Source organism: Brevibacillus schisleri, assembly GCF_055685845.1.
In genome coordinates this window covers 5,626,141-5,643,661 of the sequence record NZ_JBVNDM010000001.1, presented here as the reverse complement: position 1 = coordinate 5,643,661, position 17,521 = coordinate 5,626,141, and the positions used below count along the sequence as shown (strand labels likewise).

Annotated in this window: 20 protein-coding genes; all 20 read left to right on the top strand. The window is 50.9% G+C overall.

Going from position 1 to position 17,521, the window contains the following annotated elements:
- Positions 1 to 203: 203 nt before the first annotated feature.
- The 20 genes from ACUUHJ_RS26830 to paaA all read left to right on the top strand — a co-directional run bounded on the left by ACUUHJ_RS26830 (position 204) and on the right by paaA (position 17,512).
- Complete coding sequence (locus ACUUHJ_RS26830; RefSeq protein WP_289678155.1) at positions 204 to 503, top strand: EthD family reductase; 300 nt, start codon at positions 204 to 206, stop codon at positions 501 to 503.
- A gap of 2 nt (positions 504 to 505) precedes the next feature.
- Complete coding sequence (locus tag ACUUHJ_RS26825; protein ID WP_048034722.1) at positions 506 to 967, top strand: PaaI family thioesterase; 462 nt, start codon at positions 506 to 508, stop codon at positions 965 to 967.
- A 93-nt stretch (positions 968 to 1,060) separates the two neighbouring features.
- Entirely contained in the window at positions 1,061 to 1,462 is a 402-nt protein-coding gene (locus tag ACUUHJ_RS26820; RefSeq protein WP_007723391.1) for a PaaI family thioesterase, read from the top strand.
- Positions 1,462 to 2,247: an enoyl-CoA hydratase-related protein gene (locus ACUUHJ_RS26815; protein WP_472300466.1), complete on the top strand. Its 786-nt coding sequence runs from the start codon at positions 1,462 to 1,464 to the stop codon at positions 2,245 to 2,247. Before ACUUHJ_RS26820 ends, ACUUHJ_RS26815 begins: the two co-directional genes overlap by 1 nt.
- Before the next feature lie 57 nt (positions 2,248 to 2,304).
- Entirely contained in the window at positions 2,305 to 3,633 is a 1,329-nt protein-coding gene (gene paaK / locus ACUUHJ_RS26810; protein ID WP_289674585.1) for a phenylacetate--CoA ligase PaaK, read from the top strand.
- Between the two features lie 34 nt (positions 3,634 to 3,667).
- A complete protein-coding gene (locus ACUUHJ_RS26805) occupies positions 3,668 to 4,441 on the top strand; it encodes an enoyl-CoA hydratase-related protein (protein ID WP_289674584.1) in 774 nt (257 codons plus the stop codon).
- A 9-nt stretch (positions 4,442 to 4,450) separates the two neighbouring features.
- On the top strand, positions 4,451 to 5,230 hold the full coding sequence (locus tag ACUUHJ_RS26800) for an enoyl-CoA hydratase-related protein (protein WP_289674583.1): 780 nt from the start codon (positions 4,451 to 4,453) through the stop codon (positions 5,228 to 5,230).
- A 22-nt stretch (positions 5,231 to 5,252) separates the two neighbouring features.
- A complete protein-coding gene (locus tag ACUUHJ_RS26795; RefSeq protein ID WP_472300465.1) occupies positions 5,253 to 6,110 on the top strand; it encodes a 3-hydroxyacyl-CoA dehydrogenase family protein in 858 nt (285 codons plus the stop codon).
- Positions 6,094 to 6,849 carry a 3-hydroxyacyl-CoA dehydrogenase family protein gene (locus ACUUHJ_RS26790; RefSeq protein ID WP_172141345.1) on the top strand — a complete coding sequence of 252 codons (756 nt, stop codon included), beginning with the start codon at positions 6,094 to 6,096 and terminating at the stop codon, positions 6,847 to 6,849. Before ACUUHJ_RS26795 ends, ACUUHJ_RS26790 begins: the two co-directional genes overlap by 17 nt.
- Positions 6,846 to 8,045, top strand: coding sequence for a thiolase family protein (locus ACUUHJ_RS26785; protein WP_472300463.1), 1,200 nt, complete (start codon positions 6,846 to 6,848; stop codon positions 8,043 to 8,045). Before ACUUHJ_RS26790 ends, ACUUHJ_RS26785 begins: the two co-directional genes overlap by 4 nt.
- A gap of 34 nt (positions 8,046 to 8,079) precedes the next feature.
- Complete coding sequence (locus tag ACUUHJ_RS26780; RefSeq protein WP_472300462.1) at positions 8,080 to 9,279, top strand: thiolase family protein; 1,200 nt, start codon at positions 8,080 to 8,082, stop codon at positions 9,277 to 9,279.
- Between the two features lie 27 nt (positions 9,280 to 9,306).
- Complete coding sequence (locus ACUUHJ_RS26775) at positions 9,307 to 9,732, top strand: thioesterase family protein (protein ID WP_289674579.1); 426 nt, start codon at positions 9,307 to 9,309, stop codon at positions 9,730 to 9,732.
- 169 nt (positions 9,733 to 9,901) lie between these two features.
- Positions 9,902 to 10,729 (top strand): phenylacetic acid degradation operon negative regulatory protein PaaX, encoded by an 828-nt coding sequence (gene paaX / locus ACUUHJ_RS26770; protein WP_016741468.1) that lies wholly within the window; start codon positions 9,902 to 9,904, stop codon positions 10,727 to 10,729.
- A 134-nt stretch (positions 10,730 to 10,863) separates the two neighbouring features.
- Complete coding sequence (locus ACUUHJ_RS26765; RefSeq protein ID WP_289674578.1) at positions 10,864 to 11,742, top strand: branched-chain amino acid ABC transporter permease; 879 nt, start codon at positions 10,864 to 10,866, stop codon at positions 11,740 to 11,742.
- A complete protein-coding gene (locus tag ACUUHJ_RS26760; protein ID WP_238351804.1) occupies positions 11,739 to 12,770 on the top strand; it encodes a branched-chain amino acid ABC transporter permease in 1,032 nt (343 codons plus the stop codon). The genes ACUUHJ_RS26765 and ACUUHJ_RS26760 overlap by 4 nt, the downstream gene beginning before the upstream one ends.
- Positions 12,767 to 13,528, top strand: coding sequence for an ABC transporter ATP-binding protein (locus tag ACUUHJ_RS26755; protein WP_015893223.1), 762 nt, complete (start codon positions 12,767 to 12,769; stop codon positions 13,526 to 13,528). Before ACUUHJ_RS26760 ends, ACUUHJ_RS26755 begins: the two co-directional genes overlap by 4 nt.
- Before the next feature lie 22 nt (positions 13,529 to 13,550).
- On the top strand, positions 13,551 to 14,294 hold the full coding sequence (locus ACUUHJ_RS26750) for an ABC transporter ATP-binding protein (RefSeq protein WP_016741472.1): 744 nt from the start codon (positions 13,551 to 13,553) through the stop codon (positions 14,292 to 14,294).
- Positions 14,295 to 14,328: 34 nt separating this feature from the next.
- Positions 14,329 to 15,516 (top strand): ABC transporter substrate-binding protein, encoded by a 1,188-nt coding sequence (locus ACUUHJ_RS26745; RefSeq protein ID WP_472300461.1) that lies wholly within the window; start codon positions 14,329 to 14,331, stop codon positions 15,514 to 15,516.
- An 84-nt stretch (positions 15,517 to 15,600) separates the two neighbouring features.
- Entirely contained in the window at positions 15,601 to 16,428 is an 828-nt protein-coding gene (locus ACUUHJ_RS26740; RefSeq protein ID WP_472300460.1) for a methyl-accepting chemotaxis protein, read from the top strand.
- A 115-nt stretch (positions 16,429 to 16,543) separates the two neighbouring features.
- Positions 16,544 to 17,512: a 1,2-phenylacetyl-CoA epoxidase subunit PaaA gene (paaA, locus tag ACUUHJ_RS26735; RefSeq protein WP_289674575.1), complete on the top strand. Its 969-nt coding sequence runs from the start codon at positions 16,544 to 16,546 to the stop codon at positions 17,510 to 17,512.
- Positions 17,513 to 17,521 lie beyond the last annotated feature (9 nt).

Sequence of the window (17,521 nt, the reverse complement as noted above, 5' to 3'; positions counted from 1 at the left end):
GCATATTCTGTCAGCCTTTTGCCAGTCATAAACATGAAGAGAAGGGGGGATTAAGAGCAGACGGAGTTTTCGCGCTTTTTGAAAAATACTTGCACCTGTCACGAAGGCTTTATATAATAAAAATATTAACATGCGTTAAAATAACGTTATATGAATTCGTCGTCACACATTACAACTATAATCTGAGGAAAGCAGGGATCATGATGGTGAAATTGGTAGCAATTTATCGCAAGCCCGAAGATATCGATGCTTTTGACAAGCATTATTTCGAGGTACATGGCCCATTGGCAGAAAAAATGCCTGGCTTAATCAAAATGGAAGTAAGCAAAATCTACGGAACACCAATGGGAGAATCTGACCTGCATCTGATGGCAGAAATGTACTTCGAATCAAAAGAAGCTTTGATGGAAGCGTTGTCATCTTCTGAAGGTCGCGCAGCAGGAAAAGACCTCCGTGGCTTCGCTGGACCCATTGTGTCCATGCATTTTGCAGAAGTCGTTTAATCATGACCACGAAAAGATTGATAGACGAACAAGCGCTCCATCAGAAGCATTACGCAGAGATTTGCGAGAAGCTAAAGCAAGATCCATTTGCCCAATTTTTGGGCATCAAGCTGATTGAATTGGGAGAAGGAACGGCGACTGCGGAAGTTACGGTTGCCGAGCATATGCTGAATGCGCACGGCACCGCGCATGGCGCAATCATCTTCTCTCTGGCGGACTTTGTTTTTGCAGCGGCTTGTAATTCCTATGGCAAAACATCTGTAGCACTGTCGATGAATATCGGATTTTTGGCTGCTGCCATGAAAGGAAATCGCTTGGTGGCAACTGCGACCGAAGAGAAGAAAAACAATCGCACAGCCTGGTACCGCATCCGTGTAGAAACGGAGCATGGTTTGGTAGCGACCTTGGATGCACTGGCGTACCGGAAAAGTGATTACTTCGTCGAAATCGACGAAAACGAATAACTGACAGCGAAATTAAAACGGAGAAAGGATGCCAAAAGCCACGTGCTTAGGCTCCTTTCACTGTTTCAAGACGATACGAGAAAGGGGGCAAAGATGTCAGTGGAGATCCGTAATCGATTCAACCACTACCTGGGCATAGAAGTCGTTCACCGAGATGAACAGGGCTGTAAGGTAGCACTGAAAATTCGCCCCGAGCTGTTCAATAGCATTGAAGGTGTCGTACACGGAGGCGTTACGGCGACATTAGCCGATGTGGCGATGGGGCATGGGGCAGCACCCCATGTGGATGGTGTACAGCAATGTGTGACGGTGGAGAGCAAGATTCAATACCTCCACCCTGCACGCGGTGAGGTACTCGAGGCACAATCTCATGTATTGAAACAAGGAAAAAGCTTGATCGTGATGGAAGCACGCGTGACTTGTGATGGCAAGCTTGTGGCTTTTGCTACCGGCACGTATGCACGGGTGAACCCGCCTACACAAGGAGGACGTTGATGATGGAAGAGAGCGTTCGCTTTGAACGTGAAGGACATATAGGACTGATTACGTTAAATCGTCCAGATGAGCTGAATGCCTTGAACTACGATACATTGGAGCGCTTGGGAAGCTTGATTGAGCAGGTGCGTTTGGATGCAAAAGAGATTCGCGTGGTCATCGTGAAGGCAGAAGGGCGAGCATTTAGTGCAGGGGCAGATTTGAAGGAGCGCCGTACACTGACGGAACAGCAGGTGCGCCGCAATGTCCGCAAAATCCGCGATGTATTTACTGCGTTGGAGAGGCTTCCTCAGCCGACGATTGCCATGATCAACGGATTTGCTTTTGGCGGGGGATTTGAGCTTGCGCTGGCCTGTGATTTCCGCTATGCCGTCGCAGATGCCAAAATGGGACTGACAGAGGTGAGCTTGGGCATCATTCCTGGTGCGGGTGGTACACAACGGTTGTCTCGCTTGATCGGACCTTCCAAGGCAAAGGAGCTGATCCTGACTGCCAGGCGCATCCAAGCGGAGGAAGCGTACCATATCGGTTTTGTAAATGCTGTTGCAAAAGATACAGAGGAGCTACGTGAGCTGGCAATAGGGCTGGCAAACGAGATTTTGGCAAATGCTCCGTTGGCGGTTTATCAGGCAAAGTCAGCTATTGATCGCGGAAGCAGTGTTGATTTACAGACAGGTCTAGATATCGAAACCATGTGCTATGAAGTGATTATTCCTACCACAGATCGTCTGGAAGCATTGGAAGCCTTTCGCGAAAAGAGAAAACCAGTTTTTAAAGGCGAGTAACATTTTAAAATAAGCACTCCATACCGAGTCATAACGCAAGGGAATGAGGGAAGCGACATGATCTTTAATACAGAAATGGAAACGCTACCAAGAGAGAAAATGACGGAACTGCAACTGGCACGCTTGAAAGAAACGGTTAAACGCGTATACGAGCGCGTTCCTTTCCACACAAAAGCATTCAATGAGGCTGGTGTGAAACCAGAAAACATCCAATCGATCGAAGACATACAGAAGCTGCCCTTTATGAAAAAGACTGATTTGCGAGAAAACTATCCGTTCAATCTGTTTGCGGTCGAAATGAAGGAAGTAGCACGCATTCATGGTTCTTCCGGGACAAAGGGAAAACCGACTGTTGTCGGCTACACCAAAAAAGACTTGGAGAATTGGGCGGAGATCGTCGCCCGCGCCATTTGCTGTGCGGGTGGAGAGCCAGGGGACATTTTCCATAACGCGTATGGCTACGGCCTTTTTACAGGCGGTTTGGGTCTGCACAATGGCATCGAGCATATGGGCGCAGTCGCAGTGCCAGTATCCGGCGGCAATACCTCCCGTCAAATTACGTTGATCGAGGACTTCAAGCCACGTGGCATTGCAGCAACGCCATCCTATGTCCTCAACATCGTGGAAGAGATGAAAAAGCAAGGAATCGATCCACGTGAGACAAGTGTCAAATACGGGATTTTTGGTGCGGAGCCGTGGTCGGAAGAAATGCGCGTGCAGTTGGAGCAAGAGCTCGACATTAAAGCCGTGGACATTTACGGTCTGAGCGAAGTGATGGGGCCAGGCGTTTCCATTGAATGTCAGGAGGCGCAGGATGGCCTACATATCGCAGAAGACCATTTCTACGCAGAAATTATCGATCCGAATACCGGAGAAGTGCTTCCATACGGACAAGAGGGCGAGCTCGTATTTACGTCGCTGACGAAAGAAGCATTCCCGGTTGTCCGCTATCGTACGGGTGATATCGCGTCCCTCAATCCTGAGCCCTGTAAGTGCGGACGGACAACCATGCGGATGTCGCGCATCAAAGGGCGTGTAGATGACATGCTCATTATTCGCGGAGTCAATGTGTTCCCGACAGAGATCGAGTCCGTCCTGCTTACGTTCAACCAATTGGCTCCACACTACCAGGTCGTCATTGAGCGTGACGGTGCCCTCGACCGTTTTGAGGTGCACTGTGAGTTGACACCAGCATATGCAAAAGAGCTCAGTGAAAATGACAACTCTGCTCTCTCGTCATTGGTGAAAGAAATTTGCCATCACATCAAAAATACATTAGGTGTGTCCGTGGTGCTGCGGGTGCAACCGCCAAGTTCCTTGACGCGTAGCGAAGGCAAAGCGATACGAGTCGTAGATAACCGAAACAAATCACAGGCAGCAATCTAAACCAACTCCTGTAAAAAAAAGGGTGTGACAGTTCATGGCCTATGAATATATTAGCGTAGCCAGTGAAGATGGTGTCGGTATCATTACGTTGAATCGACCGAAGATTCTAAACGCGCTGAATTTGCAGCTCATTGACGAATTGGTTGACCAGCTTGAGCAAATGGACCGCGACCCGGATATACGGGTGATCATCCTGACTGGCAACGCGAGGGCGTTCGCAGCGGGTGCCGACATTAATGAAATGGCGGAAGCATCAGCCATCGACATCATGAAGCGCAATCAGTTTGCGGTTTGGGATCGCATCTCACTCATCTCCAAGCCGATTATTGGTGCTGTCAGCGGCTTTGTGCTCGGTGGTGGCTGTGAATTAATGATGAACTGTGACATTGTGATCGCTTCGGAGACAGCCGTCATTGGTCAACCGGAAATCAAGCTGGGAGTCATGCCTGGGGCTGGTGGTACACAGCGTCTGACGCGTGTGGTAGGTGAACGAAAAGCACTGGAGATGCTGCTCACAGGTGAGCCGATTTCGGCCAAAGAAGCGTTGAAATACGGATTGGTCAATCGGGTAGTGCCAGTAGAAGCGTACTATCAGGAAGCGCTCAAGCTGGCAAAGCAAATCGCCCAGCAGCCGCCGCTCGCGGTACAGGTCATCAAAAAATCCGTGTACAAAGCTGGTGATCTCCCTCTTCAAGAGGGAATGGATTACGAGCGAAACAGCTTTTATCTTCTTTTGGCAAGCGAAGATCGAAAAGAAGGCATGCAAGCATTTCTGGAGAAGCGCAAACCCCGTTTTACGGGACATTAGGAGGCGGCCATGTACGAAACGATTCTTTATGAAGTGTCAGAAGGCGTAGCAGTAGTGACCTTGAACCGTCCGGACAAATTCAATGCGTTTACAGCCGTCATGAACAAGGAAATCACTGATGCGTTGAAGCAAGCACAGAAGGATGCGGACGTGCGTTGCATCGTTCTTACCGGAGCAGGGAAGGCGTTCAATGCGGGTCAGGATCTTAGTGACGTTGCTGGAGGAGGAGATGTGGATTACGGGGCTTTCTTGCGGGATCGCTATAATCCAATGATTCTCCAGTTTCAGAAAACAGAGAAGCCAATCATCGCAGCGGTTAATGGTGTAGCAGCAGGTGCAGGCATGAGTGTTGCGCTGGCGTGTGATATTCGTCTGGCATCGGAAAAGGCATCCTTCGTCAATGCTTTTGTCAACATCGGGCTCGTTCCTGATTCAGGAGGCTGCTACTTCTTGCCGCGCATCGTCGGGATCGGCAAGGCGTTGGAGCTGGCGATGACGGGGGAAAAGGTTTCCGCTGAGGAAGCACTGCGGATTGGATTGGTCAATCAGGTGTACCCTGCGGAGAGCTTCATGGAGGATGTATTGGCGTATGCACACAAGCTGGCGTCACTGCCGACGAAGGGCATTGGTTTGATCAAGCGCACGATGTACAAAGGGCTTGAGATGGGGTTGGAAGAGACCTTGGAATATGAAGCTTTTGCACAAGAGGCGGCTGGCAGCACTGAGGATCACAAAGAAGGGGTCACCGCTTTCATGGAAAAACGTGCGCCTCGTTTTACAGGCCGTTAGAGGCGAAGGGAGGCAAGCCCAAGTGAGTATAAAAACAGTAGGCGTCATTGGGGCGGGAACGATGGGAGCGGGGATCGCTCTCGTCTGCGCTCGCAAAGGACATCAGGTCATGCTGCTGGATGCAAATCAGGCGGTGTTGGACAAAGCGCTTGTCTATTTGGAATCGATCTTGACAAAAGACGTGGAGAAAAACAAAATCAGCGAGCAAGAAATGACAGAGACGCTAGAGCTGGTCCATCTCGTTTCGGAAATGGAGCAGTTGGGAGACTGCGATATCGTCATCGAAGCGGTGCCAGAGCGTCTTGATTTGAAAAAAAGCATTTTCAGCCAGCTTTCTGAGATTTGCAGAGAGGATGCCCTTTTACTAACGAATACTTCCTCCATCTCGATTACGGAGATTGCAGGAGGCCTTTCGCATCCCGAACGTATTCTTGGATTTCACTTTTTCAATCCCGCACCCGTCATGCCTTTGGTTGAGGTTATTCGCGGGAAAAAATCGAGCGAGGAAAATGTGGAGGTGGCGTATCGATTTGCGCAAGAGCTGGGCAAGGTTCCTGTTCTGGTGACGGACACCCCTGGCTTTATCGTCAATCGCATCGCACGTCCTTATTATAATGAAGCATTGCGCATCCTTGGCGATCATGTGGCGGGTGTGGAGCAGATTGACCGCATCATGAAGCTGGCTGGCGGATTCAAAATGGGACCGTTTGAGCTGCAAGACATGATTGGCATCGACATCAATTTTGCCACCACCAAATCGGTCTATACCGACTTCTTCCATGAAGGACGATTTAAGCCTAGCCGGATTCAGCAACAAATGGTTCAATCCGGTAGCCTGGGCAGAAAGACGGGGGAAGGCTTCTATGACTACAACAAATAAGGCTGTATTGCTCGTAGGCACAAGCCCGCTGTACGCGGAGTTGAATCAATTGATGGTGGAAAGAGGCTACCAGGTGCTTACGCTTGCAGAAGCAATGGCGGAACCTGAGCTGGTTGAATTGGCAGTGGAAGTAAATAGCGTGGATATGCAGGCGAAAAAGAGGCAGGTACGTGAGTTGGATGACCTATTGCCACCAAACGTACCGATCATCACGACTTCGCTCGCGATTACAGCGACAGAGGTAGCGTCCTGGACACAGCATCCTGAACGCGTTTGCGGATTTGGAACGCTCGTACCCTTGGTCGAACGGGAGCTGATTGAGATTGCCCCTGCTCTGCAAACGGAGCTGGATACGATTCAAGCCACAGAAGGCTTCTTTCAATCGCTCGGGAAAGAGACGGAAACCGTAAACGACGAGGTAGGTCTCGTATTCCCACGCATTTTAACACTCATTATCAACGAGGCAGCCTTTACTCTGATGGAAAAAACAGCAACGGCCACTGATATTGATATCGCGATGAAAAAAGGCACCAACTACCCATACGGTCCTCTCGAATGGGCAGATCGGGTTGGCTTGGATGAGATTTTTGCGATATCGAGAGGCTTGCAACGGGATCTGGCAGAGGAGCGTTATCGCACTGCACCGCTATTACGAAAGCTGGTGCTGGCAGGGCGAGTCGGCGTACGCAGTGGGCAGGGCTTTTACACGTACGAAGAAAAAGTGGGTGTAGAGGCATGAGCTTGACTAACAAGGAGGTGTACGTAGCAGCAGCCGTACGTACACCAATCGGCAAGCTGGGCGGAAGTCTGAAGAACACCCCCATCGACGACCTGACAGCCATTGTCTTGAATGGAGCGCTTGCGAAGGCAGGACAATCCGGTGAGATTGTTGATGGGGTCATCATGGGTAACGTCATATCGGCCGGACCGTTTATTAACATTGCCCGCGTTGGTTTGTTGAAAGCAGGGCTTCCTGACACCATACCTGGACTGACAGTGAATCGGGTATGTGCATCCGGGCTAGAGGCAGTCAATTTAGCTGCACAGTCCATCCAGGCAGGACATAGTCAGGTCATGCTGGCTGGCGGTGTAGAGAATTTGACTCGTTCACCGTACATCATGGAAAAATTCGAGCAGCCGTATCAACGCGGCGGACAGACACTGATGGAGTCTTTTGGCGGACCTCGTTCTGCTCCTGTCTCGATCTATGGCGATCTGACCATGGGAGATACCGCAGAAAACGTGGCAGAGCAATTCGGCATCAGTCGTGAGGATCAGGATCGTTTTGCAGCAGAGAGTCAGTCTCGGGCTATCACCGCGATAGATGCAGGTCTGTTCCGCGATGAGATCATTCCCATCACGTTAAAAGGGAAAAAAGGGGAAGAGACGCTGTTTGATACGGATGAATTCCCAAGAAGAGATTCCAGTGTGGAGTCGTTGTCCAAGTTGCGACCTGCCTTCCGAAGAGATGGTAGCGTCACAGCAGGCAACTCCTCCGGTATAAACGATGGCGCAGCGGCTTTGCTCTTGATGAACGAAAAAATGCTGCAAAAGACAGGCGTCGCTCCTTTGGGGCGCATTGTTCATTTCGTCAGCGCTGGTGTAGATCCGCGCATTATGGGCATTGGTCCGGTCGCTGCGATCCGCAAGCTGCTCGCAGAAACGAACATGACCGTAGAGCAAATCGACCTGTTTGAGTTAAATGAAGCGTTTGCTTCCCAGTCACTCGCCTGCATGAGAGAACTGGGACTGGATCCTCTGAAAACCAATGTGAACGGTGGGGCAATCGCGTTGGGTCATCCACTCGGAATGAGCGGTGCTCGCCTGGCAGGTACGATTCTTTTCGAGCTGAGACGTCGCCAAAAGAAATACGGAATCGTTTCGTTGTGCATAGGCGGCGGTCAAGGATTGGCCACGTTAGTAGAAGCGCTATAGAAACAAAGCCCTTGTGCATGGGAGGAGTGGAAGAATGGGTACACCTGTCATCATAGATGCTGTGCGCACGCCAATCGGCCGCATTGGTGGTGCGTTGAAGGATGTGCGCCCGGATGACCTGGGCGCATTGGTGATTCAAAAGCTGCTGGAACGCAATTCTATCAATCCGAAGACGATAGATGATGTCATCATGGGCTGTGCCAATCAGGCTGGGGAAGACAACCGCAACGTCGCGCGTATGTCACTTCTTTTGGCGGGATTGCCTGTCGAGGTGCCGGGAGTGACTGTGAACCGCCTGTGTGGCTCAGGTCTTGAGGCTGTGAACCAAAGCGCGAATGCAATCAAAGCCGGAGCAGGTCACGTCTATATCGCGGGCGGGACAGAGAGCATGACACGCTCTCCGCTGGTGATGATGAAGCCTGGCACGGCTTTTCAGCGCGGCAATCAGCAGTTAGTCGATACGACGTTGGGCTGGCGATTGGTCAACGAAAAAATGAAAGAGATGTATCCGCCGATCAGCTTGGGGGAAACTGCGGATAAGGTAGCGGAGCAATACGGCATTAGCCGCGAAGCCCAGGATGAGTTTGCATTGCGCAGTCAGCAAAATTACGCACATGCCTTGGCAGAAGGAAAGTGGGATGCCGAGATCGTTCCGGTAGAGCTGAAAGGGCGCAAAGGCGAGGTCACGCTGTTTGCACACGATGAGCATGCACGTCCAGAGACGACGATCGGACAGCTGCAAAAGCTGAAACCAGCATTCCAAGCAGATGGCAGCGTCACAGCAGGCAACTCCAGCGGTCTAAATGATGGAGCCTGCGCTCTGCTCATCATGGAACAGGAAGCGGCTCTTGCAGCCGGTTTGAAGCCTCGTGCAAGGATCGTCGCATCCGCAGTCGCAGGCGTTGATCCATCCGTGATGGGAATTGGACCTGTACCTGCTACGCGCAAAGTACTGAAGCAGGCAGGCTTGACGCTTTCGCAGATTGATCTGTTCGAATTCAACGAGGCTTTTGCGGCGCAGGCAGTGGCAAGCGTACGCGAGCTGGGGGTCAACCCTGATCTGGTCAACGTAAATGGCGGAGCGATTGCTTTGGGTCATCCGCTCGGGTGTAGCGGAGCGCGCATCCTTACTACTCTTTTGTATGAAATGGAGCGACGTGATGCCCGTTACGGATTGGCCGCGATGTGCATTGGAGTTGGACAGGGAATTGCGACGATTATCGAGCGTGTGTAGCTTGGATAGATAGGGAGGCAGGTACTCTTGATAGATCGACTGCAACCGGGTACGACGGAAGAATTTACTGTGACAGTGACGAAGGACATGCTACCTGTTTTTGAAGGCCAAGTCGTACATCCCGTGATGTCGACAGTCAGCATGATTTATTACATGGAATGGGCGGGAAGACGAGTCATTTTGCCGTACCTGGAAGCCGATGAAGAGGGCTCGGGATTTGCTGTAGATATCAAGCATGTCGGTCCAGCTGTGATTGGTCAGGAGGTCACGTTCCGGGCTACCTGTGTGCAGGTTACCGAAAAACGCGTAGTGTGCGAGGTTACGGCGGACACTACGCGTAATCGTGTAGGGCTCGGGACGTTCGTCCAGGCCATCTTCAAAAAGGACGAGATCAAGCAGCGTTTTGAGGCCTTGCAAGCTGAGATCAATCAGGAAGCAAGTAGGGAATCATAAATTTGACAGAATAAATTGACTTATTTAAAATGTTTTACTATAATTACGTTAAAATTACGTCATGCGATTTTACCGTCATATACTCTCGATCGATTCACGCACTTCCTACAGAATATGGTACAATTTCACACAGCTAATAGGTATGAATCGATTTGGGGGTAGAAGAAACGTGAAGCCACAATCCATGCTTTTTACAATTTACGGTGAATACGTCCGCCATTATGGAAGCGAAATCTGGATTGGTAGTCTAACCAAGCTGATGGGGGAATTCGGACTGTCGGAGCCGGCTGTTCGTGCAGCGATCTCCCGGATGCTTCGCCAAGGCTGGCTGGAATCGAGAAAAGTAGGGAACCGCAGCTTCTACTCGGTATCCGAGCGCGGCAAAAAGCGGCTGGAAGAGGCAGCGGCACGTATTTATAAGGTCGAGACAGATGTGTGGGACGGCAAGTGGTGCATTGCTAGCTACAACATCCCCGAGGAGCGTCGAGCGCTGCGTGATCAACTGCGTAAGGAGCTTGGCTGGATGGGCTTCGGGATGCTGACGACCAGTACATGGATCAGCCCGAATAACCTCAGTGATCGCGTGAAGGACCTGACGGAAGCCCACGAGATTACAGAGTATGTCGAGATTTTTACATCCGAGCATATGGGGTGGAGCAATCCGAAGCAGCTCGTGCAGAAATGCTGGGACATCGATGAAATCAATGAAAAATACAAGGCCTTCATCGATGCCTACCGAGAAGAATATGAGCAGCTTTCAGCAAAACTCAGCAATGGAGAAGAGGTTCCAGACAGCCATTGCTTCGTGGAAAAGACAAAGCTCGTCCACCAATACCGCAAGTTCTTGTTCATCGATCCCGATTTGCCACAGGAATTGTTGCCAGAGCTGTGGTTGGGCAAAGAGGCGGATCAGTTGTTCCAAAATTACTACCAGTTATTGAATCCAGGGGCAGTACGATTCTTCGAGACCGTGTATGAAGCTGCGCCATCCGCATAGGCGAAAGCTGCGAAGGAAAGGCCCTAGCACGTCTAGGGTCTTTATTCATCAATCGGTTTTCCATTATTTAAAATGTAAGCGTTTTACTTGGGCGTTATTTGGTGGACGAGAAACAAAGGGGGAACAGCACGAATATGACGGAATTGCTGCAGTACGTTGCAAACGGACTCGTCAGTGGCGGGATTTACGCGATCGTAGCGGTTGGTTTCATCACGATTTACAGCGTAAGCAAGGTGATTAATCTGGCGCAGGGTGAATTTTTGATGCTGGGCGGAATGGTTACAGTCGCCTTGATTGGCATGAATCTTCCGTATGGGTTGGCAGCATTGCTCGCGATCCTCCTGGTCACCTTGATCGGTGTTTTGATGCAGAAATATGTAATCGCTTACGTCAAAAAGGCTAATCCAATTAGTTTGATTATTTTGACGATAGGGATATCCACACTGATTCGCGGCATTGCCAGCTTTATTTGGGGAAAAGATGCGTTTGCACTTGAACCGATCACGAGCAATGAGCCGATCTCGTTCGGTGGCGTGATGATCGCACAACAAAGTATCTGGATTTTGGCTGCTGTTCTTATCATTCTTCTTCTACTTTGGTACTTGATGGACAAGACGATTCTCGGCAAAAAAATTAATGCCTGTTCGGTCAACCCGATGGCAGCTCGCCTGATGGGGATTAGCCCGACAAAGATGAGTATGCTGGCCTTCGCCATCAGTGGAGCGACCGGAGCGATTGCAGGAATCGTGATCGCGCCGCTTTCCGTAACGTCCTACGATGTCGGCGTGCTGCTCGGAATCAAAGGCTTTTCCGCAGCCATTCTTGGCGGACTGGGAAATCCATTGGGTGCAGCCGTAGCCGCCTTTTTACTCGGGATTGTCGAGTCGCTGGGAGCTGGTTACATCAGTTCCGGTATGAAGGACGCGATCGCCTTTCTGGTGTTGATCGGCATGTTGTTGATTAAGCCATCCGGCATCTTTGGAGAACGCAGCGTTGGAAAAGGAGGACTATGATGAAGCAGATCATCGATAAGTGGGGCAAAAGCATAGGTATCTACCTGTTCTTGATGATTCTTTTTCCATTCGTGATGCCAGATGAATACTATCGTTCTGTCGGAATTATTATCGGTCTTCAAGCAATTGTAACCATCGGGCTATGCCTCGTGATGGGGCTGGCTGGACAAATTTCGCTGGGACAAGCAGCGTTTTGGGGGATTGGTGCCTATACCTCGGCAGTATTGACGACAAAGTACGGTCTGCCGCCATTTATCGGTCTCATTGCTGCTGCGATTGTTCCAGGGCTATTCGCCTTTATCCTCGGGCGGGCGATAGCGGGGCTGCAAGGCTACTACCTCGCGATGGCAACACTCGCATTTGGCTACATCGTCCAGATCGGGATTACGGAATGGGAGCCGGTCACCGGGGGAGCAAACGGGATGATCAGCATTCCACAAATGACTTTCTTCGGTGGAAGCGAGCTGTCCATGTACTTTCTGATTTGGGGAGTCGTCACCTGTGTGCTGCTCTTCTCACTCAATCTCTTGAATTCGCGCGTCGGCAGAGCATTTCGGGCGATTCACAAAAGTGAGATTGCTGCGACCTCGATGGGAATTGATGTCCGCAAGTTCAAGCTGAATGCCTTTGTGGTAAGCGGCATGTTCGCTGGTATTTCCGGCGGCTTGTACGCCCATTACATGGGAATTCTCGATCCGCAGCCGTTTGGATTGCATGAGTCGATCAAGTTTCTCACGATGGTCGTCATCGGTGGGATGACAAGCATCTGGGGCGCTTTGGTCGGGACGATCCTGATTGGTTTTATCAGTGAGGGACTGGTCCTTTTGAGTGAAGTGGTGCCGGGCTTGCAGGGGGATGTGGACACGATTGTATTCGGTGCGATTCTGGTGCTGTTCATCATGTTCATGCCAGAAGGATTGGTTCCGCGCATCCGGACTGCTTTCGAAAAAGGGCAGGCGAAAAAGGCGAAGGGCATGGCTGAAGAAGCACAGCGAAAGCAGCAGGTGGAAAGGAAGGCTGCAACATGACGACACTTTTGGATGTGCAAAAGCTCTCTCGTGATTTTGGCGGTGTACGGGCAGTGAATCAAGTAGATTTTCAAGTGCGGGAAGGAGAAATCCTTGCGCTGATCGGTCCGAATGGCGCTGGAAAAAGCACGGTGCTCAACATGGTGTCGGGTGTGATCCCGCCTTCGGAAGGTGAGATTCGCTTCAGCGGCCAGCCGTTGTCACGCGTGCCAGGCTATGAATATGCCGGATTAGGAATCACGCGAACCTTTCAAAACCTCCAGACATTTGACGATATGACCGTCTTGGAAAACGTGATGGTCGGCATGCATACCAAGACAAGTGCGAGTCTCTTTTCCTGCGGCATGAATCTGGCAAAGTCCCGCAAGGAAGAGAAGCTAATGCAGGAGCAGGCACGGACGTGGATCGAGAATGTAGGACTAGCAGAGGTGGCGGCCTCGCTGGCAGGGAGCCTGCCGTACGGGAAGCTGCGGCTGATGGAGATTGCCCGTGCGATGGTAGCCAAGCCGCGGTTGCTCTTGCTGGACGAGCCTGCTGCGGGCCTGAATCATACCGAGACGGCGGAGATGAGCCGCATGTTTTGCGAGATTCGCGACAACGGAACGGCAATTTTGCTAGTGGAGCATGACATGGACATGATCATGACGATTGCGGACCGCATCGTTGTATTGGATCAAGGATCAAAAATCGCAGAAGGAACCCCGCGTGAGATTCAGGAGAACCCACGAGTGATTGCGGCGTATCTGGGTGCAGAATGAAGCGCGAAAGAGGTGGAACATGATGGGGAAGACAGTCCTTACAGTAGACAACATCACGGCTCGCTACGGCCCGGTGGAAGTGCTACACGGCATTACTCTACAAGTGAACGAGGGCGAGATCGTCTCCCTGTTGGGTGCAAATGGGGCAGGCAAAACGACACTTTTGAACTGTATCTGCGGTCTTCACGGCGACAAGGAGGGGAAGATTTGGTTTCGAGACGCGGACATTACGCGCGTTCCTGCGGAGCTGGTGGTACCTCGGGGCATGGCGCATGTACCGGAGCGCAGACAAATTTTTTCCACGCTGACAGTTGAGGACAATTTGTGGCTGGGTGCTTCGCATCGGATGCCCAAGACGAGCAAAAAGGAAATTGCCAAAGAAATGGAGACGGTGTATGAACGTTTTCCCATTTTGGCAGAGCGGAAATGGCAGCTCGGAGGAACGCTTTCCGGGGGGCAACAGCAGATGCTCGCCATCGGCAGGGCGCTTTTGTCTCGACCGCAGCTCCTCTTGTTGGACGAGCCTTCACTAGGACTGGCTCCGCTCATTGCCAAAGAAATCCTGACGATTGTGCAGGAGATTCGCTCGGAATGGGGCACCACAGTGCTGTTGGTCGAGCAAAATGCTCGTGCAGCGCTCGCTATTTCCGACCGGGCTTACGTACTCAGTACGGGAACCGTCATGCTGGAAGGGAAGGCAGACGAGATAAGCAATGACCCGCGTGTACAATCTGCTTATTTGGGAAGCTCACATGAAGCTGTTTGACAAAGATATACCACATACATGAGGGGGTACACCCATGAAAAAACGAACATTCAAAAAATGGCTATTTCCAGCAGCAGTTGCTTCGCTCGTATTCTTGAGCGCCTGTGGAGGCGGCGCTACGCCAGCAGCAGAATCAGGCACTGGTGGCGCCAGCAAGGACCCGATCAAGGTCGGCGCTATTTTCTCGCTGACGGGTCCGAACAGTCCGCTCGGCGTACCGGAGAAGCAAGCGGTAGAGCTGTTGGTAAAAGAAATCAACGGCGCGGGCGGTGTAGATGGCCGACAGGTAGAAGTCATTTTTGAAGACGACAAGTCTGACAATACGGAAGCGGTAAAAGCGATCAAAAAACTCGCATCGAAAGAAAAGGTCGTAGCCGTACTCGGCTCCTCAGGCAGTGGTCCGTCTCTCGGGATGGCTGAGTATGCCGCAGCAGAAAAGCTCCCGCTGATCTCGATGGCAGCTGCAGACCAAATCACCAATCCAGTTCGTGCCAACATCTACAAAACACCGCACACAGACGTACACGGAACGAAGCGCATCTTCAAGTATTTGAAGGAAAAAGGCATAACAAAAATAGCTACGCTCAATGACAGCAATCCATATGGAAGTGGCTGGACGACGCAGTTGCAAAAATATGCGCCTGAGTACGGCATCACGATTGTAGCGGAAGAAAAGTACGGCACAAAAGACCCGTCCATGAGCTCTCAATTGACCAAAATCAAAGGAACGGACGCGCAGGCGCTGATTGTAGCAGGGACGAACCCTGGACCAGCCACAATTGTGAAGGAAGCGAAGCAACTGAACCTCACTATTCCGATTATTAGCAGCCATGGCTCTGCGAACAGCAAATTCCTCGAACTGATTGGAGACGCCGGCGAGGGTGTCCTGATGGTAGCGGGAAAACTACTCATTCCTGAACAAGTAGCGGCGGACGATCCGCAATCTGCCATTATCAAAAAATTCGTGGATGGCTATCAAGCTGCCTACAATACACATCCAGACGGCTTCGCAGGATACGGTTACGACGGCTTGAATTTGCTCGTGGAAGGCTTGAAGCAAGCAGGCGGCGACAGATCCAAACTAGGCGAAGTATTGGAAAAGGTGAAATACGTAGGGGTAACCGGAGAATTCAAGTTCACGGCTGATGATCATAACGGTCTGACAGAAGACAGCATGATCATGGTTGAAGTGAAGGATGGAAAATTCCAGCTCGTTAAATAAGTGAAAGAAGTGCGTTCCCTCCGCGTTGTGAAAAAGAATGCGGGGGGAATCGTTGTTTTCATCACAAGGGCAGGAGGAGCATGTATGTCTCAATTGCTGAATAGCGTCTTAATGGTTGCACCGATTTTACAAAAGGCATTTTTGTCCGAATGTATGGTAGGAGTCACTGACAAAGAGAAGTTTCTCGCCTATTATCCGGCACGGGGCTTGAACCTGGGGATTCGCGTAGGAGACGAATTGCGCCCGGGGAGTATTAATGCGTCGGCGGTAAAAGAGGGGAAGCGGGTCGTGAAGAAGATTTCCAAAGAGCTATACGGTGTCCCGTATATCGCAGTCGGTTATCCGCTTGTTGAAAACGGGCAGGTAGTCGGATGCTTGGCGACAGGCGTGACGACCGATCAAGAGGATCGCTTGCACAGCTTGGCTCAAAACTTGACGGACGCACTGGAAAATATCGCGCAGCACACAGAAAGTCTGGCAAAGGACGCAGACCATTTGGCACAAGCGAGCCACACGCTGAGTGATGCAGCGGGTCAATTAGGGCTGAAAATTGCAGAAACGACCCAGATCAACGAATTGATCCGCAATATTTCAACGCGCTCCAATGTACTCGGCTTGAATGCCGTCCTCGAAGCGGCTCGTGCAGGGGCTGCTGGACGCGGCTTTTCCGTCGTCGCAGAGGAAATCCGTCAGCTTTCCCAGACGACCGCTACTTCAGCGAAAGGCATTTTCAGTCTATTAGATGAAATGAATGCACTTGTCGGGACGGTAAATGGCGAAATGGAGAAGACGATGAATCACAGTGTACAGCAGTCGACCCGTATACAGGAGCTGGATGCAGTCATGCAAGAGCTGCGGCACATGGCTGAGCAGTTGAAAAAGGCAGCAGAAATAACTGGGCGCGGAGAATAGGAGAGTTCATATGTAAGCGTATTGCAAAAACGTATGACGTTATGTTATTATTGCGTTATAAAAACGTATTATAATTTTATCATAATGCATATCTGATAAAAGGAGGGCGTTCTCCATGCAAATGAGGCTCGAACATGCCGATCTGACTGAAAACGAAAAGTTGGAAGCGTTTTTAGCGAGAATCGAACGCGGGGAAAAAATAGAGGCAGACGATTGGATGCCAGACGACTATCGCAACCAGTTGATCAAGCTGATTTCGATGCATGGCATCAGTGAGATCATGGGTGCCTTGCCGGAAAAGGAATGGGTACCAAAGGCGCCGACATTGCGCCGAAAGCTGGCGATTATGGCGAAGGTCCAGGACGAGATGGGGCATGGTCAATTGCTCCTTCGCGTCGCAGAAGACTTGCTTGAGCCATTGGGCAAGACGCGCGAGGATATCATGAATGATTTGTTTTCAAAGAGACTGAAATTTCACAATGTATTCCACATGGAAGCACCTACCTGGGCTGATGCTGGTGTGATTGGCTGGCTGGTTGACGGAGCGGCTATCATTACGCAATCGATGTCCCTCGATACATCTTATGCACCTTACGCCCGCGCTCTGCATCGGATCTGTGCGGAAGAAAAGTTCCACGCCCAGCACGGGGAGAGCATCGTCTTGGAGTTGGCAGAAGGCACTGATGAACAGCGTCAAATGCTACAAGATGCTATCCATCGTTGGTGGCCTTCCCTCTTGATGTTTTTCGGACCACCGGAAAACGGCAACATTACGAGCAATCAGGAAGCCAACATGCGCTACAAGATTCGTACACAGACGAATGAAGAATTGCGCCAAGTATTCCTGGAAAAGTATTTGCCGCGTATTTTTCATCTGGGCTTCACAGTGCCAGACGATACGATTTACTTCGACGAGGCAGAAGGCAAATGGGTCTACCAACAGCCTGACTGGGAGGAGTTCAAGCAAATCGTCAAGGGGAACGGACCACGCTCTGCTCATCGTCTGAATCTTCGGGTAATGTCTTATGAGGAAACCAAATGGGTACGCGATGCGATTATGTCGTACGGCCGACAAGTAGGGTAGGTGAATGTG